This is a genomic window from Streptomyces sp. NPDC058650 (genome assembly GCF_042717315.1).
Taxonomy (GTDB): Bacteria; Actinomycetota; Actinomycetes; order Streptomycetales; family Streptomycetaceae; genus Streptomyces.
The window spans coordinates 19,384-39,932 of sequence record NZ_JBHXRL010000004.1; the positions used below are offsets into that span (position 1 = coordinate 19,384).

General features: G+C 71.1%; 18 protein-coding genes. 2 read left to right on the top strand and 16 right to left on the bottom strand.

The window, feature by feature from the left end; all coding sequences use genetic code 11:
* Positions 1-383: 383 nt before the first annotated feature.
* From pstB to mshD, 11 genes are all read right to left on the bottom strand, one after another.
* The gene (pstB, locus tag ACFWWU_RS08230; protein ID WP_384140754.1) at positions 384-1,160 is read right to left on the bottom strand and encodes a phosphate ABC transporter ATP-binding protein PstB; all 777 of its coding nucleotides are present in this window, start codon (positions 1,158-1,160) and stop codon (positions 384-386) included.
* A gap of 25 nt (positions 1,161-1,185) precedes the next feature.
* A complete protein-coding gene (pstA, locus tag ACFWWU_RS08235) occupies positions 1,186-2,259 on the bottom strand; it encodes a phosphate ABC transporter permease PstA (protein WP_384140757.1) in 1,074 nt (357 codons plus the stop codon).
* Complete coding sequence (gene pstC / locus ACFWWU_RS08240) at positions 2,256-3,230, bottom strand: phosphate ABC transporter permease subunit PstC (RefSeq protein ID WP_384140760.1); 975 nt, start codon at positions 3,228-3,230, stop codon at positions 2,256-2,258. Before pstC ends, pstA begins: the two co-directional genes overlap by 4 nt.
* Before the next feature lie 106 nt (positions 3,231-3,336).
* A complete protein-coding gene (gene pstS, locus ACFWWU_RS08245; protein ID WP_384140763.1) occupies positions 3,337-4,482 on the bottom strand; it encodes a phosphate ABC transporter substrate-binding protein PstS in 1,146 nt (381 codons plus the stop codon).
* Between the two features lie 209 nt (positions 4,483-4,691).
* Complete coding sequence (locus tag ACFWWU_RS08250; RefSeq protein WP_384140765.1) at positions 4,692-5,111, bottom strand: NUDIX hydrolase; 420 nt, start codon at positions 5,109-5,111, stop codon at positions 4,692-4,694.
* A 14-nt stretch (positions 5,112-5,125) separates the two neighbouring features.
* Positions 5,126-6,157: a CHAD domain-containing protein gene (locus tag ACFWWU_RS08255; RefSeq protein ID WP_384140768.1), complete on the bottom strand. Its 1,032-nt coding sequence runs from the start codon at positions 6,155-6,157 to the stop codon at positions 5,126-5,128.
* Entirely contained in the window at positions 6,144-8,441 is a 2,298-nt protein-coding gene (locus tag ACFWWU_RS08260; protein ID WP_384140771.1) for an RNA degradosome polyphosphate kinase, read from the bottom strand. Before ACFWWU_RS08260 ends, ACFWWU_RS08255 begins: the two co-directional genes overlap by 14 nt.
* A gap of 238 nt (positions 8,442-8,679) precedes the next feature.
* Positions 8,680-9,627 (bottom strand): ABC transporter permease, encoded by a 948-nt coding sequence (locus ACFWWU_RS08265; protein ID WP_384140774.1) that lies wholly within the window; start codon positions 9,625-9,627, stop codon positions 8,680-8,682.
* Entirely contained in the window at positions 9,624-10,466 is an 843-nt protein-coding gene (locus tag ACFWWU_RS08270) for an ATP-binding cassette domain-containing protein (RefSeq protein ID WP_384140777.1), read from the bottom strand. The genes ACFWWU_RS08265 and ACFWWU_RS08270 overlap by 4 nt, the downstream gene beginning before the upstream one ends.
* On the bottom strand, positions 10,463-10,849 hold the full coding sequence (locus ACFWWU_RS08275) for a GntR family transcriptional regulator (protein WP_384141859.1): 387 nt from the start codon (positions 10,847-10,849) through the stop codon (positions 10,463-10,465). Before ACFWWU_RS08275 ends, ACFWWU_RS08270 begins: the two co-directional genes overlap by 4 nt.
* A 98-nt stretch (positions 10,850-10,947) precedes the next feature.
* On the bottom strand, positions 10,948-11,874 hold the full coding sequence (mshD, locus tag ACFWWU_RS08280; RefSeq protein ID WP_384140780.1) for a mycothiol synthase: 927 nt from the start codon (positions 11,872-11,874) through the stop codon (positions 10,948-10,950).
* Positions 11,875-12,036: 162 nt separating this feature from the next.
* Here mshD and ACFWWU_RS08285 point away from each other — a divergent pair, with 162 nt between their 5' ends.
* Together ACFWWU_RS08285 and ACFWWU_RS08290 are read left to right on the top strand one after the other, a co-directional pair.
* Entirely contained in the window at positions 12,037-13,890 is a 1,854-nt protein-coding gene (locus tag ACFWWU_RS08285; RefSeq protein ID WP_384140783.1) for a bifunctional metallophosphatase/5'-nucleotidase, read from the top strand.
* A gap of 118 nt (positions 13,891-14,008) precedes the next feature.
* Positions 14,009-14,863 carry a phosphatidylinositol-specific phospholipase C gene (locus ACFWWU_RS08290; protein WP_384140786.1) on the top strand — a complete coding sequence of 285 codons (855 nt, stop codon included), beginning with the start codon at positions 14,009-14,011 and terminating at the stop codon, positions 14,861-14,863.
* Here the strand turns inward: ACFWWU_RS08290 and ACFWWU_RS08295 are convergent.
* From ACFWWU_RS08295 to ACFWWU_RS08315, 5 genes are all read right to left on the bottom strand, one after another.
* On the bottom strand, positions 14,828-16,240 hold the full coding sequence (locus ACFWWU_RS08295; protein WP_384141862.1) for a sensor histidine kinase: 1,413 nt from the start codon (positions 16,238-16,240) through the stop codon (positions 14,828-14,830). The genes ACFWWU_RS08290 and ACFWWU_RS08295 overlap by 36 nt on opposite strands.
* Positions 16,241-16,302: 62 nt before the next feature.
* Positions 16,303-17,034 carry a response regulator transcription factor gene (locus ACFWWU_RS08300; RefSeq protein WP_329622117.1) on the bottom strand — a complete coding sequence of 244 codons (732 nt, stop codon included), beginning with the start codon at positions 17,032-17,034 and terminating at the stop codon, positions 16,303-16,305.
* A 32-nt stretch (positions 17,035-17,066) separates the two neighbouring features.
* Positions 17,067-18,266 carry a S1C family serine protease gene (locus ACFWWU_RS08305; RefSeq protein WP_384140789.1) on the bottom strand — a complete coding sequence of 400 codons (1,200 nt, stop codon included), beginning with the start codon at positions 18,264-18,266 and terminating at the stop codon, positions 17,067-17,069.
* 179 nt (positions 18,267-18,445) lie between these two features.
* Entirely contained in the window at positions 18,446-19,471 is a 1,026-nt protein-coding gene (locus tag ACFWWU_RS08310) for a LacI family DNA-binding transcriptional regulator (RefSeq protein WP_384140792.1), read from the bottom strand.
* A gap of 24 nt (positions 19,472-19,495) precedes the next feature.
* Positions 19,496-20,317, bottom strand: a complete 822-nt coding sequence (locus tag ACFWWU_RS08315; protein ID WP_384140796.1) for a winged-helix domain-containing protein — start codon at positions 20,315-20,317, stop codon at positions 19,496-19,498.
* Positions 20,318-20,549 lie beyond the last annotated feature (232 nt).

The following is a 20,549-nucleotide window of genomic DNA, read 5'->3' on the forward strand; positions in this document are numbered from 1 at the left end:
GCGCTGGTCGCTGCGGCGAGCTATTACGTCGTGAAGCTGTTCTTCGGCTGACGGACGGCGCCACCCGGTCTTGCTGGGGGTCCGGGGGTTATCCCCTGGGGGATGCAGTATCACCATGCCGGCGGCGGCGCTGGTCGCTGCGGCGAGCTATTACGTCGTGAAGCTGTTCTTCGGCTGACGGACGGCGCCACCCGGTCTTGCTGGGGGTCCGGGGGTTATCCCCCCAGGGGGTCGTGAAGCTGTTCTTCGGCTGACGCTGACGGTGACGCTGACGCACCTGGGCAAAATGGTTGGGCCCGGCTCCCCTGTGGGGGAGCCGGGCCCTTCGTCATTACGGTGGCACCGCCATGCAGCACCGTATGACGGTCCTGGGGTGGAGCGCTTTAGCCGAAGCGGCCGGAGATGTAGTCCTCGGTCGCCTGGACGCTCGGGTTGGAGAAGATGCGCTCGGTGTCGTCCAGCTCGATCAGCTTGCCGGGCTGGCCGACGGCCGCCAGGTTGAAGAAGGCCGTGCGGTCCGAGACGCGGGCGGCCTGCTGCATGTTGTGCGTCACGATGACGATCGTGAAGTGCTCCTTCAGCTCGCCGATCAGGTCCTCGATGGCGAGGGTGGAGATCGGGTCGAGGGCGGAGCACGGCTCGTCCATGAGCAGGACGTCGGGCTCCACGGCGATGGCCCGCGCGATGCACAGACGCTGCTGCTGGCCGCCGGAGAGGCCGGAGCCCGGCTTGTTCAGGCGGTCCTTGACCTCGTTCCAGAGGTTCGCGCCCTTGAGGGACTTCTCGACGATGTCGTTGAGCTGGGCCTTCTTGTACTTGCCGTTGAGGCGCAGGCCCGCCGCCACGTTGTCGAAGATCGACATGGTGGGGAAGGGGTTGGGGCGCTGGAAGACCATGCCCACCGTGCGGCGCACGGCGACCGGGTCGACGCTGCTCCCGTACAGGTTCTCGTCGTCCAGCAGCACCTTGCCCTCGACGCGGCCACCGGGGGTGACCTCGTGCATGCGGTTCAGGGTGCGAAGGAAGGTGGACTTGCCGCAGCCGGAGGGGCCGATGAAGGCCGTCACCGAGCGGGGTTCGACGGTCATCGAGATGTCGTCGATCGCCTTGTGGGCGCCGTAGTAGGCGGAGAGGCCGCTGACGTCGATTCGCTTGGCCATGTGAATCACTTCCAATAAGCCGCGGTCAGCGGCCGGTCTTCGGGGCCTTCCAGCGGGCGATGCCGCGGGCCACCAGGTTGAGGATCATGACGAAGGCGATCAGGACGAGCGCGGCGGCCCAGGCGCGGGCCACGGCGGCGTCGGTGCCGACCGCGTACTGCTCGTACACGTAGAGCGGCAGGGAGGACTGGGCGCCTTCGAAGGGGTTCGGGTTGATGAGCTTCGTACCGAACACGAGGAGGAGGACGGGGGCCGTCTCACCGGTGATGCGGGCGACCGCGAGCATGACGCCCGTGGTGATGCCGCCGATCGCGGTGGGCAGGACCACCTTCAGGATCGTGCGCCACTTGGGGATGCCGAGGGCGAGGGAGGCCTCGCGGAGCTCGTTCGGGACGAGCTTGAGCATCTCCTCGGTGGAGCGGACGACGACCGGCATCATCAGGATGGCGAGAGCCATCGCGCCGGCGAAACCGGAGGGACCAAAGCCCAGCATAAGGTTCCACGTGGCGAGGATGAAGAGGCCGGCGACGATCGACGGGATGCCCGTCATGACGTCGACGAAGAAGGTGACGGCCTGGGCGAGCTTCCCGCCGCCGTACTCGACGAGGTAGACCGCGGTGAGGAGACCGATCGGGGCCGCGATCAGGGTCGCGATGCCCACCTGCTCGATGGTGCCGAGCAGGGCGTGGTAGACGCCGCCGCCGGCCTCGGTGTCGAGGACGCCGTTCATCGAGTGGGTCAGGAAGTAGACGTCGAGGACGGCCATGCCCTTGCTGATCGTGACCCAGGCGAGGGAGAGCAGCGGGATGACGGCGAGGACGAAGCAGACCCAGACGAGGCTGGTGGCGACGCGGTCCTTGGCCTGGCGGGCGCCCTCGACCTTGGTGGTGACGGCGTACGTCGTGAGGACGAAGAGCAGGGCGGCGATCATGCCCCACTGGACCTTGCTGTGCCAGCCGGTGGCGAGGCCGATCCCGATGCCCGCGGCGATGGAGAAGGCGGCCACGGCGGCCGGGGTCCAGCGCGGGAGGCGGGCGTGGGAGAGGGATCCGCGCCGCGGTGCGACGGAGACCGGACGTTCTTGTATGGCGTGGCTCATGCCGCGGCCCCCGAGTACTCCTTGCGGCGGCCGATGATCCAGCGGGCGGCGCCGTTGACCAGCAGGGTGATGACGAAGAGGACGAGACCGGAGGCGATGAGCGCGTCCCGGCCGAACTCGTTGGCCTCGTTGAACTTGGCGGCGATGTTCTGGGCGAAGGTGCCGCCGCCCGGGTCGAGCAGGTGGCCCGAGATGAGGAAGCTGGGGGAGAGGACCACGGCGACGGCCATGGTCTCGCCGAGTGCGCGGCCGAGGCCCAGCATGGAGGCGGAGATGATGCCGGAGCGGCCGAAGGGCAGCACCGAGATGCGGATGACCTCCCAGCGCGTGGCGCCGAGGGCGAGGGCGGCCTCTTCGTGCATCTTCGGGGCCTGGAGGAAGACCTCGCGGGTGACGTTGGTGATGATCGGCAGGATCATGATCGCCAGCAGGATGCCCACGGTGAAGAGGTTGCGGGCGGGGCCGTCGGTGGCCTTGTCGAAGAGGTACGTCCAGCCGAGGTACTGGTCGAGCCACTGGTTCAGGCCGTCCAGGTACGGGACGAGGAAGATCGCTCCCCAGAGGCCGTAGATGATGCTGGGCACGGCGGCGAGCAGGTCGACGACGTACGCGAGCGGCTTGGCCAGCTTGCGCGGCGCGTAGTGCGAGATGAAGAGCGCGATGCCGATCGCGATGGGCACGGCGATGAGCATCGCGATGATCGACGAGACGATCGTGCCGAAGGCGAGGACGGCGATGCCGAAGACCGGCGGGTTGCCGGCGGGGTTCCACTCGAAGGTGGTGAAGAAGTTGGTGCTGTCCTTCGAGATGGCGAGGACGGCACGGTAGGTGAGGAAGCCGGCGATCGCGGCCATGATCACGAGGAGGGTGATGCCGGAGCCTCGGGACAGACCGCTGAAGATGCGGTCCCCGGGGCGGGACGCGCTCTTGGCGCGCCGGCTCCTCTGTATGTCTGGTGTGGTGGTAGCCATCTGCTTCTCCGGTCTGCGGTGCCCGTACGGGTGTGCGGGCTCCTGGCGGCGGTGCACCGGATGCCGGGTCCGGCCCCCTAGGGGAGGGGCCGGGCCCGGCCGGGGGTCAGGACAGGGTGGGGACGATCGCGCGGACCTTGGCCGCGATCTCGGCCGGGAGCGGGGCGTAGCCGGCGTCGGTGAGGACCTTCTGGCCCTCCTCGCTCACGGTGTAGTTGAGGAACGCCTTCAGGGTCGGCAGGGTCTCCGCCTTGTTGCCCTTGTCGCAGGCGATCTCGTACGTGACGAGGACGATCGGGTAGGCGCCCTCGGCCTTGGTCTTGTAGTCGAGGGAGAGGGCGACGTCGTTGCCCGTGCCCTTGACCTTGGCGGCGGCGATGGCCTTGGAGGCGTTCTCCGAGGTGGCGGCGACCGGGGCGGCCGCGCCGGTGGCGATGCTGACCGTGGAGGACTTGTTCGCGGTGGCGTAGGAGAGCTCCATGTAGCTGATGGAGCCCTCGGTGTCCTTGACCGCGGTGGCGACACCGGAGGAGCCGTTGGCGGCCTGGCCGCCCTGGGCGGGCCACGACTTCGACTTCGGGTCGTGCTTCCAGTCGGCCGGGGCGGCGGTGGAGAGGTACTTGCCCAGGTTCTGGGTGGTGCCCGACTCGTCCGAGCGGTGGAAGGCCTGGATCGTGCTGTCGGGCAGCTTGGCGCCCGGGTTCAGCTTGGTGATCGCCGGGTCGTTCCACTTGGTGATCTTGTTGTCGAAGATCTTGGCGATGGTGGAGGCGTCCAGGATGAGGTTGTCCACGCCGTCCAGCTTGTAGGCGACGGCGATGGGGCCACCGACCATGGGCAGGTTGATGCCCTTGCCGCCCTTGCAGATCTTCTGCGACTCGGCGACCTCTTCGTCCTTCAGGGCGGAGTCGGAGCCCGCGAAGGCGACCTGGCCCTGGTTGAACTTGGTGATGCCGCCGCCGGAGCCGATGCCCTGGTAGTTGATCTCGACGCCCTCACAGGCGGCCTGGAAGTTCTTGACCCACAGGTCCATCGCGTTCCGCTGGGCGCTGGAGCCGGCGGCGAGCAGCTTGCCCTTGGCGCCCTCGCACGCGATGTTCGACGCGGCGGCGGAGGTCGTCGTCTTGCCGCCTTCCTTCGCCGGGGTCTCCGTGTTGTCGTCCGAGCCACACGCCGAGAGGACCAGGGCGCCGGAGACGACGAGGGCACCGATCGCGGAGGCGCGAAGCCCGTTCTTGCGCGAAAGCTTCACTTTCGGGTGTTCCTTCCAGAAGCCGCCTTGCCGCGGACCCAGTGTCCTGATCGTTCTACGGCGGCGTGTGTCGGGTGGTGGTGCACCGTTGCGCTTCATGCACCGTGTGAGTCCGAAATTAGGCAGAACAGGTGAAGCGCCCGACCGAAGAGAGTGAACGGAAAGTGAACCGTGCCGTAAGGCCGGGTGCGGGTCCGCCGGACGAGGTGTCAGTGGCGTGAGGTCGCCACGGCGGCGTCCAGGAGCTCGCGGTCGCGGGCCTGGGTGATGCGGACTCTGGCCTCGCCCGGCGGCAGCCAGACGAGGCGGTCGACCTCGCGGCTCGGCGCGAAGGCGCCGTCGAGGGCGCGGGCCGCCCAGTAGGCGACCTCCTTGGGGCGGCCGGCCACCGTGTAGCGGACCGTGGGCAGGCGGGGGCCGAGCGCGCAGCGCCGGCCCGTCTCCTCCAGGACTTCGCGCAGCGCGCAGGCCTCGGCCGTCTCGCCGCGCTTCCGCTTGCCCTTCGGGTGCGACCAATCGTCGTACTTCGGCCGGTGGACGAGCGCGATCTCGATGCCGTGGCCGGAAATCGCCGGGCGCCAGAGGACGCACCCGGCGGCCAGGATCGGACCGGGGTCCGGGGTGGTCATGGGGCCGGGTGTGGTCACGAGACCGGGGCCGTCGCTCTTCGCCAGGCGTGCTGGAAGGCGAAGCGGGCCGCCTCGACGTCGTGGCGCTGGTCGGCGTGGAGGACCCCGAGGGCGTACGCCGTCGCCGGGGCGATCCGGGGGGTGCGGGCCGCCGCGGCGGCGGCCGACGCGGCCTCGGCGGCGTCGCGGTGCCGGTCCAGGGCGCGGGCGGACTCGTAGAGGACGGGGTCGGGCTCGCCGCCGGTGTGCAGGACCTCGGAGGCGTACCGGTGCAGGCGCAGCAGGTGCCGCGTCCGGTGCCAGGGCGCGTCCTGGGCCTCCCCGGCGGCGAGGGCCAGGGCCTCGGCGTTGTACGGGTGGGCCGCCCGGGTCAGGGGAAGCGCGGCCACCGATTCGAGGAGGCGCCGCTCGGCGACCGCGGCGGGCGCGTCGACGACCTCCATGGCGGGGGCCGCGCCGGCGGGGCCGAGCGGCACCTCGGAGGCGAGGAGGGCGACGGCGTCGGCGACCGCGTGGAAGCGGGCGGAGCCGAGGGCCTGGAGGGCCGCCGAGTGGGCGCGTGTCCGGGCCAGGGTCAGCTGGCGTTCGAGGAGGGCACCGGCCCGGGCGGCACCCACGGTGAGCCCCGCACCTGCCCCTGGACCGGTGCCGGCGCCCGGACCGGCGCCCGCTCTCGGTCCTTCGCCGCCGCGGGCGGCGGGCACCGGGCCGCCGCTGCTCGACAGGCGGGACAGCGCGTCCACCAGTCGGACGAGCCGGGAAGTGCAGGCCTGCTCCAGGGCCAGGGTCCCGGAGAGCCACGCCAGTTCGGTCCGCAGCTGGTCGGCCCAGGCGGGTTCGAGCAGCGGCCGGAAGGTGTGGAGGGTGCCGCTGATCCGCCGGGCGGCGGCCCGCAGCGTACGGGCCGCCTCGTCCGTACCGGCCGAGTCCGAGCCGCTCTCGCCGTGGATCCGCAGGCCGCGGAGGAAGTCCGCGGCCCGGGCGTGGAGATAGGGGGCCACGACCTCCCCCGCCGTGACGTCCCGCAGGGGGTCAAGGTTGTGCACGCCGGCGCCTCCGCGCGTCGATGAGCATCTCCTGGACGTGCCGCAGCGGCCGGCCCTCGGGGTCGGTCGCGTGCCGCGTCCAGTTCCCGTCGGGGCCGAGGTGCCAGGAGGAGGTGGTGTCGGACATCCCGGTCTCCAGGAGCCGGGTCAGCGCAGCCCGGTGGGCCGGGTCCGAGACCCGTACGAGGGCCTCGATCCGGCGGTCCAGGTTGCGGTGCATCATGTCGGCGCTGCCGAACCAGACCTCGGGTTCGCCGCCGTTGCCGAAGGCGAAGACCCGGGAGTGCTCCAGGAAGCGGCCGAGGATCGAACGGACCCGGATGTTCTCCGAGAGGCCGGTGACGCCGGGGCGCACGGCGCAGATGCCGCGGACCCAGATGTCGACCGGGACGCCGGCCCGGGAGGCCTGGTAGCAGGCGTCGATGACGGCCTCGTCGACCAGCGAGTTGACCTTGATCCGCACGTACGCGGGCCGGCCGGCGCGGTGGTGGGCGACCTCCTTGGTGATCCGGGAGACCAGCCCGTCGCGCAGCGACTTCGGCGCCGTGAGCAGGCGCCGGTACGTCTCGCGGCGCGAGTAGCCGGAGAGCCGGTTGAACAGGTCGGACAGGTCCGCGCCGACCTGGGGGTCGGCGGTGAGGAGGCCGAGGTCCTCGTAGAGCCGGGCCGTCTTGGGGTGGTAGTTGCCGGTGCCGACGTGCGAGTACCGGCGGAGGAGCTCGCCCTCCTGGCGGACGACCAGCGACAGCTTGCAGTGGGTCTTCAGGCCGACGAGGCCGTAGACGACGTGGCAGCCGGCCTCCTCCAGCTTGCGCGCCCACTTGATGTTCGCCTGCTCGTCGAAGCGGGCCTTGATCTCGACGAGGACGAGGACCTGCTTGCCGGACTCGGCGGCGTCGATGAGGGCGTCGACTATCGGCGAGTCGCCGGACGTCCGGTACAGCGTCTGCTTGATCGCGAGGACGTCCGGGTCGGCCGCCGCCTGCTCCAGGAAGGCCTGGACGGAGGTGGAGAAGCTGTCGTACGGGTGGTGCAGCAGCACGTCCCGCTCGCGCAGCGCGGCGAAGATGTCCGGCGCGGACGCCGACTCGACCTCGGCGAGGTCCCGGTGCGTGCCCGCGATGAACTTCGGGAACTTCAGCTCCGGCCGGTCCTGCCCGGCGATCCCGAAGAGCCCGGTCAGGTCGAGGGGGCCGGGCAGCGGGTAGACCTCGGCGTCGGAGACCTTCAGCTCGCGCACGAGGAGATCGAGGACGTACGGGTCGATGGACTCCTCGACCTCCAGGCGGACCGGCGGGCCGAAGCGGCGCCGCATGAGCTCCTTCTCCAGGGCCTGGAGCAGGTTCTCGGCGTCGTCCTCCTCGACCTCCAGGTCCTCGTTCCTCGTCACCCGGAACATGTGGTGCGCGAGCACCTCCATGCCGGGGAACAGCTCCTCCAGGTGCGCCGCGATGACGTCCTCAAGGGGTACGTAGCGCTGCGGGGAGGCCTCGAGGAAGCGGGAGAGCAGCGGCGGGACCTTCACGCGCGCGAAGTGGCGGTGGCCGCTGACCGGATTGCGTACGACCACGGCGAGGTTGAGGCTCAGGCCGGAGATGTACGGGAACGGGTGCACGGGGTCCACGGCCAGCGGGGTGAGGACCGGGAAGATCTGCTGCCGGAACAGGGTGAAGAGCCGCGCCTGCTCCTTCTCCGTGAGCTCGGGCCAGCGGATCAGGTGGATGCCCTCGTCGGCGAGGGCCGGCGCCACGTCCTGCTGGTAGCAGGCGGCGTGCCGGGCCATGAGCTCGCGGGAGCGGGTCCAGATGAGTTCGAGGACCTCGCGGGGCTGGAGGCCGGAGGCGGAGCGGGTGGCGACGCCGGTGGCGATGCGGCGCTTGAGGCCGGCGACCCGGACCATGAAGAACTCGTCGAGGTTCGAGGCGAAGATCGCGAGGAAGTTCGCCCGTTCGAGGAGGGGGGTCGTCGGGTCCTCGGCGAGTTCGAGGACGCGTTCGTTGAACGCGAGCCAGCTTCGTTCCCGGTCGAGGAAGCGTCCCTGCGGCAGGTCGTCGCCGAGCGTGCTGTCGGCGACGTACGTGTTGGGATCGGCGTCCATGCCGGCGACGGTGGCGTCGGTCGCGGCGGTCGCGCTCGCGCCGAGCGGGCGGTGCGCGGCTATGGATCCGAGGGACGACGACGAGGCGGACGTCTTCGCGGACGGGGTCGCGGACGCGTTTGTGGACGTCTGGGCGGACGGCGTGGCGGAGGACTGGACCGGGACCTCGGCGGGCTGCTTGCTCATGGCCCCATTCTTCCGCGCGAAGAGGTCATCGGGCGCGTCGGAGCGGGCCGTGGGGGAGGGAAGTCTCCCTTTGGGGAGGACCGCCCTGCCGGGCGTGGTCACGGAGCGCTTCATTGCGTGAGCGTCGCAAGCGCGTCTGAATGGCCGGTAACGACGACATGTCGTTCGGGAATCGGGGGCTGATCGGGGGCGGGGCCGTGTGCGGGCCCCGCCCCTTCTCTTTTGCTACGGGTTTTCGCTACGGGTGCCGGGCGCGCAGGGCGCGGAAGGCGGCGAAGAGGGCGAGGGCGGCGAGAGCGAGGACGATGCCGGTCTCGATGAACTGGGTGGGCCAGAAGTGGGACTGGGGGTGGTAGTCGAGGTACTCGGCGGTGACCTTCACATCGGTGCGGCACGCTGCCGCAGGCGCGTCCGATGCGCAGAACCAGCCGGGCATGCGTTGCCCCGTGTCGGAGAGCAGGCCCTGTCCCATGATCAGTCCGTTCTCGGGCATCATCACCGTGGAGGCATCCGGCACGGCCGGACCGGTGACCGTGCGTACCGACAGGAAGTCCCAGCGGAGGGCACCGAGCACGAGGAGGACCAGGCCCACGATCCCTCCGGTCACGGCCATGGCGACGAGGGTGCGCCGGACGAGCAGGCCGACGAGGGCGCCGACGGCCACGGCGAGCAGGACGTAGGCGGTGAGGGCGGTGCCGGTGATCTCGTACGGGCCGCGGTCCCCCCAGTGGAACTGACTGCTGCCGTCGACCCGTGCCCACCCGATCCAGTAGGTCGCCGTCAGCAGCCAGACGGTCGCGAGAGCCACCGCCCCCGCGGTGAGCAGCTTCGAGCCGAGCCAGCGGGCCGGGCTGATCGCCTGCGTGAGGGCGAGCTTGTACGTGCCGGACTCCAGTTCGCGGGCGACCAGCGGTCCGGCGACGAACGCGCCGATCAGCAGCGGGAGCAGGACCATGCCGCCGGAGACGTACTCCATGACGAAGCGGAGCCATGGGTAGCCGCGGTTGTCGCCGGACACGGCCCGGTAGCGCTGCTCCAGGTAGATGTCGGGGACCTGCGCGTCCCAGATCCGCAGCCCGCCGACCACGGTCAGGGTCAGCGCCACCAGGGCCCCCGCCAGCCACAGCGTCCGTCGGTACTGGCGGACCGTCACCCAGTAGGGGCCCTTCAGGGCGAGGGTGCTCATGCCGTGGCTCCTTCGGGGGCGCGGAGGTGGGCGAGGAGGAGGTCCTCCAGGGACGGCTCGCTCGTCTCCCAGGGGCCTTCGACCGGGCCCTCGTGGCGGATCAGGGCCGTGAGTTGACGGCCCGTCGTGCGGGACTCGACGACCGTGTGCGGGGCGAGGTCGGCGATCGGGCCCGTGAGCAGGGTGTGGGCGGCGAGGAGTTCGTCCACGGGCCCGTCGAGGCGGATCCGGCCACCGTGGAGCAGGAGGAGGTGGTCGCAGGCGCCCTCCAGCTCGGTGAGGATGTGCGAGGACATGACGACGGTCGTGCCGTGTTCGGCGGCGTCGGCCATGAGCAGGCCCATCAGCTGATGGCGGGCGAGCGGGTCGAGGTCGGCCATCGGCTCGTCCAGGAGCAGCAGTGCGGCGCGCTTGCCGAGGGCGAGCGCGAGGGCGACGCGGGTGCGCTGGCCGCCGGAGAGGTCGCGTACGAGGGCGCGCGGGTCGAGTTCGTCGGCCATCACGCGCTGCGCGGCGGTCTCGTCCCAGCGGCCCGGGTTGAGCTCGCGGCCCATGCGCAGGGTGTCGGCGACGGAGAGCCGGGGGTGGAGCGGCTTGTCCTGGGCGACGTACGCGAGGTGTTCGCGAGCCGGGGCCTGGATCGTTCCCTCGGTGGGGCGGAGGAGCCCGGCGGCGAGGGCGAGGAGGGTGGACTTGCCGGCGCCGTTGGGGCCGACGAGGGCGCAGATCCGGCCGGCGGGGAGGGCGAAGTCGCACTCCCGCAGGGCCCAGCCGCGTCCTCTCCCGCCGTATTTCTTGCCCAGGAGATCGGCCTCCAGCGCGATGCCGTCTCTCGTCATGCGTCGTCCCCCTCGAAGTGTTCCTTCAGTACGGATGTGAAGAGCGCGGACACGTCCTCGCGGTCCATGCCGGCGGCGCGGGCGCGGCGGGCCCAGTCGGTGAGTTCGCCGCGGAGGGGCGAGTCGGCGGGGCCGGTGCCGAGGGTGGCTCGGACGAAGGTGCCGAGGCCTCGGCGGGCCTCGACGAGGCCTTCGCGTTCGAGCTCGCGGTAGGCCTTGAGGACCGTGTTCGGATTGATGGCCGTCGCTTCGACGACCTCGCGTGCGGTGGGCAGTCGGTCGCCGGGCTCCAGGAGGCCCATCCGGAGGGCCTGTTTCGTCTGCTGGACGATCTGGAGGTAGGTGGCGACGCCACTGCGCCGGTCGATGCGGTACTCGACCACGATCGCTTCCACCACCCTTTCACTAATCAAGTAGTGAAAGGGTGGTGCAAAGAAGGGGGCGGTGTCAACCGCCCCCTGTGCAACAGCCGTTACGCGGGCTACGACTCCGTGCGGTACATCAGGTCAACCTCGTGCGTCGCGAAGCCGAGCCGCTCGTAGACCGTCACCGCCGCCGTGTTGTCCGCGTCCACGTACAGCATCGCCGTCGGCAGCCCCTGCGCCGCCAGGTGCCGCAGGCCGATCGCCGTCAGCGCCTTGCCGAGGCCGCCGCCCTGCGCCTCGGGCAGGATGCCCACCACGTACACCTCGCCGAGCTGCTCCTCGGCGTGCGTCTTCGTCCAGTGGTAGCCGATCGGCTTCCCGTCCTTCTCCGCGAGGAAGAAGCCCTTCGGGTCGAACCACGGCTCGGCCATCCGGTCGTCCAGGTCCCGCTGCGTGAGCGAGCCCTGCTCGGGGTGGTGCGCGAAGGCGGTCGCGTTGACGGCGAGCCAGGCCGCGTCGTCCTGGCCGGGGACGAATGTTCGGACGGTGACGCCCTCGGGCAGGACCGGCTCCGGGATGTCGAGCGGCGTCAGGGACCGCCGCAGCTGGCGGAGTTCGCGGAAGAGCGTCAGGCCCAGGACCTGCGCGAGGTGCCGGGCCGCCGACTTGCCGCCGTGCGCCCAGACGCGCAGCCGCTTGCCGGAGGCGGCGAGCAGGGCGGTGCCGAGTGCCCGGCCGTGGCCGCGGCCGCGGTGGCTCGGGTGGACGACGAGCTCGGCGGCCGGGGCCTCGATCGGGTCGGTCTCCTCCAGCTGGGCGTAGCCGTACAGGTGCGGGCCGACGGTGAGCAGGAAGTGGCGCACGCCCTCGCGGCGGCCGTGCCGCAGGTAGAGCCGCCCCTGTTCGGACACGGCGTGCAGTCCGTCGGCCCGGTCGGCGGCCTCGAGGAGCTCCAGTACGTCCTGGACCTGCTCGGGGGAGAGCTCGTCATACGTGTGGATCTGCCGTCCCGGTTCGAGGGCCGGCGCCGCGTCGGAAGTCATGGGTACGAGCCTACGGTGACGTACCGCCGCCCAGGGGAAAGGCGGCGGCAACTGTCTTGTAACCCGCTACCCCCTGTTGCGCTACGCGCGTTGACTCTAGGCTGCACCGGCAGACGGGTGCGTAGATCAACGCCGCAAAAGGGGCAAGGGGCAAGGGGAGAGATGGCAGCGATACCGGGGAAGAAGCGGAAGAACAAGACCGGGCGGCGGATTCTGGCCGCCGGTGCGGGACTCGCGACCGTCGGGGCGCTTTTCGCCGCGATGCCGTCGTCGGCGGGTGCCGCCGGGGACGCGTTCGCCGCCGGGAGCGAGAACGGTTACGGGAACGGCAAGGGATGGGGCCGGATGGTCGACGTCCAGCTGCTGTCCTTCAACGACCTCCACGGCAACCTGGAGCCGCCGACCGGCTCGTCGGGCCGGCTCACCCACCTCAAGGAAGACGGCACGACCGGGACGATCAACGACGTAGGCGGCGTCGAGTACCTGGCTACGCACCTGCGGCAGGCCCGCCAGGGCAACCGGTACTCCGTCACCGCCGCCGCGGGCGACATGATCGGCGCCTCGCCGCTGGTCTCCGGGCTGTTCCACGACGAGCCGACCATCGAGGCGCTGAACAAGCTGAAGCTCGACGTGAGCTCGGTCGGCAACCACGAGTTCGACGAGGGCGCGCGCGAGCTGGCCCGCATGCAGAACGGCGGCTGTCACCCGACCGAGGGCTGCTTCGAAGAGGGCAGGACCTTCAAGGGCGCGGACTTCCCCTACCTCGCGGCCAACGTGACGGACGAGAAGAGCGGCAAGCCGCTGCTCGACCCGTACTTCGTCTGGGAGCGCGACGGCGTCAAGATCGGCTTCATCGGCGTCACCCTCGAAGGCACGGCGAACATCGTGTCCGCCGAGGGCATCAAGGGCCTGAAGTTCGGCGACGAGGTCGAGACGATCAACAAGTACGCCAAGGTGCTGGAGCGCAAGGGCGTGAAGTCGATCGTCGCCCTGCTCCACGAGGGCGGCCTGCCGGCCTCCGGCGCGTACAACTACGACTGTGACAGCCCGGGTCCCGGCAACGGCATCTCCGGCCCGATCGTCGACATCGCCAAGAACGTCAGCCCGCAGGTCGATGCCCTGGTCACCGGCCACACCCACCAGGCCTACGCGTGCACCATCGCGGACCCGGCGGGCAAGCCGCGCACGATCACCTCGGCGGCCTCCTTCGGCCGGCTCTACACCGACACGACGCTCACCTACGACCGTCGTACGAAGGACATCGTCCGCACCGCCGTCGCCTCCGCGAACCACGTCGTCACCCGTGACGTGAAGCGGGCCCGCGACATGAGCACCCTGATCGAGCGCTGGAAGGACCTGGCCGCGCCGATCGCCGGCCGTCCCGTCGGCCACATCTCCGCCGACATCGACAACCCCCTCGAACCGACGGTGTACGAGAAGCCGCTGGGCAACCTGATCGCGGACGCGCAGCTGGAGGGCATGGCCCCGGCGGACAAGGGCGGTGCGCAGCTCGCCCTGATGAACCCGGGCGGCGTCCGCGCGCCGCTGACCCGCAAGACGTCCGGCGCCGAGGGCGACGGGGTCGTGACCTACGGCGAGGCGTACACCGTCCAGCCGTTCACCAACATGATGACGGCGGTCGACCTGACCGGCGCCCAGCTCGTCACCACGCTCCAGCAGCAGGTCAGCGGCCTCAACCTGGCGTCCCCGAAGATCCTCCAGGTGTCGAAGGGCTTCACGTACACCCTGGACATGACGAAGACCGGTGCCGACCAGATCGTGGTGGACTCGGTGCGGCTCAACGGTGAGGCGATCGACCCGGCGAAGACCTACCGGGTCGCGATGAACGAGTTCCTTTCCGGTGGCGGCGACGGCTTCCCGGTCCTGAAGGAGCACAAGAACAAGCTGGTCGGCGCGTCCGACCTGGACATGTTCACCGCCTACCTGGCGGCGCACTCCTCGGCCACCGCGCCGCTGGCTCCGCCGGCGACGGACCGCATCACGGTCGTCAAGTAGCCCTTCCGGGCCCCTGAGCGAGGGGGGGCGGCGGACCGTTCCGACGGGTCGCCGCCCCCTTTCGCGTACGTCCGGAAGAACCCTGGTGTGTTTGTCGTGGCCCTGACATCATCTGGCCATGGAGCGACGACGTTTTCTCGTGGGGGCTCTCGCCGCCGGGGCCGGAGTGATGCTCGGGGCGCCCGCCGCGTCCGCCGTGGACGTACGGGCCTGGATGGCGGCGCACGGGGACGGTACGGCCCTGCGGCAGCTGACCATCCCCGGGACGCACGACTCAGGGGCCCGGTACGGCGGCCCCTGGACCGAATGCCAGAACTCCACCATCTCCCAGCAGCTGGACAGCGGGATCCGGTTCCTGGACATCCGGTGCCGGGTGACCGGCGGGTCCTTCGCGATCCACCACGGCGCCTCGTACCAGAACATGATGTTCGGGGACGTCCTCGTCGCCTGCCGGGCCTTCCTCGCCGCCCACCCCTCCGAGACCGTCCTCATGCGGGTCAAGCAGGAGTACTCGGAGGAGTCCGACGCCACCTTCCGCGCCGTCTTCGACGACTACCTCGACGCGCGCGGCTGGCGCTCCCTCTTCCGGATCGGCGGCGGACTGCCGCTGCTCGGCGAGGCCCGCGGCCGGGTCGTCCTGCTCGCCGACAACGGAGGACTGCCGGGCGTCCGCTACGGCGACGGGTCGCTCTTCGACATCCAGGACGACTACATGGCCGAGCCGTTCGGCAAGTACCCCAAGATCGAGGCCCACTTCCGCAAGGCGGTCGCCCAGCCCGGGAAGCTGTACGTCAACTACGTGTCGACCGCCGCCGCGCTCCCGCCCCGCTGGAACGCCGACCGGCTCAACCCGCGCGTGCACGGCTACCTCGACAGCGCGGCCGCGTCCGGCGCGACCGGGCTCGGGATCGTCCCCATGGACTACCCGAACACCCGGTCAGGCCTCGTCGAGGCCCTTCTTCGGCACAACTGACGATCGGGGTGGCGGTGTCGGGGCGCCCGGCAGGCGGACGGTCGCGACCGTGCCGCCGCCCGGGGCCGGGGCGAGGCTCGCCGAGCCGCCCGCCTGGTGGACGGTACGGGCGACGATCGAGAGGCCCAGGCCCGAACCCGGCAGGCTGCGGGCCGACGGGGAGCGCCAGAAACGGTCGAAGACGTGCGGGAGTTCGTCCGGCGGGATGCCCGGGCCGTGGTCCCGGACCGTCAGCTCGCCCCGCATCAGGGTCACCTCGACCGTGCCCCGGGGCGGCGAGAACTTCACCGCGTTGTCCAGGACGTTGACGAGGGCGCGCTCGATCGCCGCCGGCTCCGCCCGTACGTACCAGGGCGCGAGGTCCGTGACGAAGGTCAGCTCCGGCCCGCGCAGCCGGGCCCGGTCCAGGGCCGCGCGCAGGATCGTGTGCAGCGGCACCACTTCGAGCGGTCCCGGCCGCACCGTGTCCGGGCGGGCCAGCTCCTGGAGGTCGCCGATCAGCGCCGCCAGCTCCGTCATCTGCGCCTTCACCGAGGCCATCAGGGCCCGGCGGTCGTCCGGCGGGATCGCCCGGCCGGTCTCCTCGCTCCGCGCGAGCAGTTCGACGTTCGTCCGGAGGGAGGTGAGGGGCGTGCGGAGTTCGTGGCCGGCGTCCGCGATCAGCTGTGCCTGCCGGTCGCGGGAGGTCGCGAGCGCCGCCGTCAGCACGTTGAAGGACCGCGACAGGCGGGCGATCTCGTCCTCGCCGTCCACCGGGATGCGGATGGTCAGGTCCTCGGTCGCCGCCACGTGCTCGACGGCGCCGGTCAGCCGGTTCACCGGTTCGAGACCGGTCCGCGCCACCCACAGGCCCGCCGCGCCGGCGCCGACGACGCCGATCCCGGAGACCAGGAGCAGCATCCAGCGCAGCGTGGACATCGAGTTGTCGATCTCGGCGAGCGGGCGGGCGACGGAGACCGCGAGCCCGGGCGGGCCCGCGTGCGGGTACGTGTAGACCCGCATCTCCCGGCCGTCGTCGTCCTGCACCGTGTGCAGCGCGTACGACAGCCCGCCGCGCGCCACCGCGAGGTCGGCGGGGCCGGCGGGGATCGCGGCCTTCCCGGAGGTGCACACACTGCCGTTGGCGAAGATCACCTGCACCGTGTACGAGCCCCCCACCGGCGGCGGCGTCGTGCCCAGGCGGCACAGGGTGAGCAGGTTCTGCACCGAGGCGTCGTCCAGCCTGCTGCTGCGCAGCGAGGAGTCCATCTCCGCCTCCAGCTGGGCCCGCGTCACGAACCAGCAGGCCAGCGAGACCGCCGCGACCGCGACCGCCACCGCGAACGCGGTGAGCAGCGCGAGCCGCGACCGGAGCGGCCGCGAGCGGAACCAGGCCAGGGGCCGGAAACGGCTCCCGGTCCTGGGCGCTCCGTCGGCAGCCTGCCGGGCCGCGTCGTCGGTCACTCGCTTCCTCCTCCGCGCAGGACATAGCCGACGCCCCGCACCGTGTGCACGAGGCGCGGCTCGCCGCCCGCCTCCGTCTTGCGCCGCAGGTACATCACGTACACGTCGAGCGAGTTCGAGCTCGGCTCGAAGTCGAAGCCCCAGACCGCCTTGAGGATCTGCTCCCGGGTCAGCACCTGTCGCGGGTGCGCCAGGAACATCTCCAGGAGCGTGTACTCGGTGCGCGTCAGCTCCACCGTCCGCCCGCTCCGGGTCACCTCGCGCGTCGCCAGGTCCATCCGCAGGTCCTCGAACGACAGCACGTCGTCGTCGGCCGGGGCCGCGGCGGCGGAGGCGTACGAGCTGCGCCGGAGCAGCGCCCGGATCCGGGCGAAGAGCTCGTCCAGCTCGAAGGGCTTCACGAGGTAGTCGTCCGCGCCCGCGTCGAGGCCGGTGACCCGGTCGCCGACGGTGTCGCGGGCGGTCAGCATGAGGATCGGCACGGTCGAGCCCGAGGCCCTGATCCGCCGGGCCGCGGTGAGCCCGTCCATCCGGGGCATCTGGACGTCGAGGACGACGAGGTCGGGGGCGTACGCCTCGATCCGGGCGAGCGCGTCGAGCCCGTCGACGGCGTCCTGAGTGTCGTACCCCTCGAAGGCGAGGCTGCGGCGCAGGGCCTCCCGCACGGCGGGCTCGTCCTCGACGATCAGGATGCGCTCGCGGGCGCCTTCGTTCACCTGGCCAGTCATGGCACCAGCCTCGCACGCACTCCGGACACCGGTCAGTTGTCGCCGCCGGAACGGAGGCCGTCGAGGTCGGCCTTCACCGTGTCGACCGGAATGGCGAATCCGAGGCCGACACTTCCGGCCGTGGAACCGCTCGAAGCGCTGGGCGAGTACATGGCCGAATTGATTCCGATGATCTCGCCGTTCATATTGATCAACGCACCGCCGGAATTCCCCGGGTTGAGCGAGGCATCGGTCTGGATCGCCTTGTACGTCGTCTTCGACGTGCCCGTGTCGCCGTTGAACTGCTGTCCGCCGAACTCGAACGGCCAGCCCTGTCGCGGGTCGTACTGCGGCTGCCGCTGGTCCTGGCCGGAGCTGTCACCGTCGTCGTTCTTGGCGACCGTCACGTCCCGGTCGAGCGCGGAGACGATGCCGCTGGTGACCGTGCCGGTCAGGCCCTCGGGGGAGCCGATCGCCACGACCTCCTCGCCGACCTTCACCTTGGACGAGTCGCCGAGCGTGGCGGCCTTCAGGCCGGAGGCGCCCTGGAGCTTGATCAGCGCCAGGTCCTTGTCGGGGTCGGTGCCGACGACCTCCGCCCGGTACGACTTGCCGTCGCTGAGCTGCACGCTGACCTGGGAGGCGCCGGAGATCACGTGGTTGTTGGTGATGATCTCGCCGTCGGAGGTGATGATCACGCCCGAGCCGGTGGACTTGCCGGCGTCCGAGGTCGCGGAGATCTCGACGATGGAGGGGGAGACGGCCTGGGCGACGCCGGCGACCGTGCCCACGCTGCTCGCGGAGACGTTCGTGCCGTTCACGCCCGAGAAGGCGGTGGCGGGGGCGTCGGTGGTGAGCTGCTGGACGAGGGTCGCGGTGCCGCCGCCGACCGCCGCGGCCGCGATGGCCACGGCCGCGAGGAGCCCGACCCCGCGCTTGGCGCGGCGCCCGGCGCCCGGGGCGGCGGCCGCCGCGACGGCGACCGGCGGGTCCAGGGGCGGCGGCGGGAGGTGCCCGCCGGACGGAGGGACGTGCCCGCCGGACGGCCAGATCGTGGTCCCCGGCTCGGTGGTGATCGGCCGGGTCGCCTCGTACGGCCGGGCCGCCTCGTACGGCTGCGTGGTCTCGTACGGCTGCGTGGCGTCGTGCGGCTGCCGGTCACCCTGCTGCTGCGTCGGGGCGTACGGGGGCCTCGGGGGCTGCGGCGGGTAGTACGGCTGCTGCTGCGGCTGCTGCTCCTGGAAGTCCGTCATGGCTATGACTCTCGGAGCCGTACATGAGAGCCGCCTGAGGACCGGCTGAGAAGCCCGACAGAACCCTGTATGCCCGAAATAAGGATCCCCCTGGGCGGGGCTCCGTCCGAGCCGTCGTCCACCGAGGGCGGAGCGCCCGGCGCACGGTACGGGCGCGCTGCCCGTACCGGCGTGAACGCCTACTCGCCGCAGCCGCAGGAGCGGCGGACGACCAGGCCCGACGGGAAGAGCTTGACCCGCTCGCGGCGCGAGCCCGCCACGCGCAGGCTGTCGTCCAGGACCAGGTCCACCGCCGCCCGGGCCATCGCCGGGCGGTCCGAGGAGATCGTGGTCAGCGGCGGGTCGGTGAGCGCCGCCTCCTTCACGTCGTCGAAGCCCGCGACCGCCAGCTCCGACGGCACGTCGATGCGCAGCTCGCGCGCGGCCCGCAGGACACCGAAGGCCTGGTCGTCGGTCGAGCAGAAGATGGCCGGCGGCCTGTCCGGGCCCGCGAGCAGCTTCAGCGCCACCTGGTAGGCGTCGTAGCGGTTGTACAGGGCTTCGAAGAGCCGGCCCTCGGTCGTGAGGCCCGCCTCCGCCATGGCGCGCCGCCAGCCCTCGACGTGGTCGGCGACCGGGTCGCCGACGGCCGGGGTGTTCGGGATGCCGCCGAGGCAGGCCACGTAGGCGTGGCCGTGCTCCAGGAGGTGCCGGGTGGCGAGCTGGGCGCCGCCGATGTCGTCCGTCACGACGGCCACGTCGTCGATCGCCTCGGGGCGCTCGTGCAGCAGCACCACGCGGGCGTCCCAGGCCTCGATCTCGCTCGCGGCCTGCTCGCTCATGCCCTGGCTGACCAGGATCAGTCCGGAGACCCGCATGCCGAGGAAGGCCCGCAGGTAGTGGACCTCGCGCTCGGTCCGGTAGTCGGAGTTGCCGACGAGCACCATCTTTCCGCGCTCGGCTGCGGCCTGCTCGACCGCGTGCGCCATCTCCGCGAAGAACGGCTGCCGGGCGTCCGGGACGATCATGCCTATGAGGTCCGTGCGCCGGGACGCCATCGCCTGGGCCACCCGGTCGGGGCGGTACCCCAGCTCCTTGATGGCGGCGAGGACACGCTCGCGCGTGGCCGGGGCGACCGGCCGGGGTCCGTTGTTGATGACGTAGCTCACGACCGCGGTCGAAGTACCTGCCAGTCGAGCTACGTCATCCCGCGTCACCTTGGCCACGCGCGGCAGTCTACGCGGGGTGACCTACCTACCGGCAGGTCGCACTGTGGCGTCCGCCACGTTCCTGTCCTCCGCCGGAGTGACGTCCCGGTCGGCCTCCTTGACACGGGCGGCGCGGGCGGCCTCCTCCGTCCGGGTGTCCTTCGCCCGGGCCTCCTCGGCCGCGCGCTCGACCTTCTCCGGGGTGACGAAGCGGTAGCCGACGTTCCGTACGGTGCCGATCAGCGACTCGTGCTCGGGGCCCAGCTTCGCCCGCAGCCGCCGCACGTGGACGTCGACCGTACGGGTGCCGCCGAAGTAGTCGTACCCCCACACCTCCTGGAGGAGCTGGGCACGCGTGAAGACCCGGCCAGGGTGCTGGGCCAGGTACTTGAGGAGCTCGAACTCCTTGAAGGTCAGGTCCAGGACCCGGCCCTTGAGTTTCGCGCTGTACGTCGCCTCGTCGACCGACAGGTCGCCGTTGCGGATCTCCATCGGGGAGTCGTCGGAGACGATCTGCTGGCGGCCCATCGCGAGCCGCAGCCGCGCCTCGACCTCGGCCGGTCCCGCGGTGTCGAGGAGGACGTCGTCGATGCCCCAGTCGGCGGTGACGGCCGCGAGACCGCCCTCCGTGACGACGAGGATCAGCGGACAGCCGGGCCCCGTGGAGCGCAGCAGCTGACAGAGCGAGCGGACCTGCGGGAGGTCGCGCCGGCCGTCGACGAGGATCACGTCCGCGCCGGGGGTGTCCACGAGGGCCGGGCCCTCGGCCGGAGCCACCCGGACGTTGTGCAGCAGCAGGCCGAGTGCGGGCAGCACCTCGGTCGACGGCTGGAGGGCGTTGGTCAGGAGCAGCAGAGAGCTCATACCGCGCCACCTGTCATCGGTCGGTCGTGCTTCGTTCGCTCGCTCATCACGCGGTTCCTCCTCGGTCCCTGCGAGGACGTGCACTGCTTCGTACAGATCACTGAAAGCTCTCGCGCCCTGAGAGCTTTTGTTCACCTATCCGTAACAACGGTCGGAAAACGCAAAAGGACCCGGGGGCTGCGTCGCCCGGATCCTCATGCCCAGCAGAATAGCCCACATGAGTTCAGAGGGA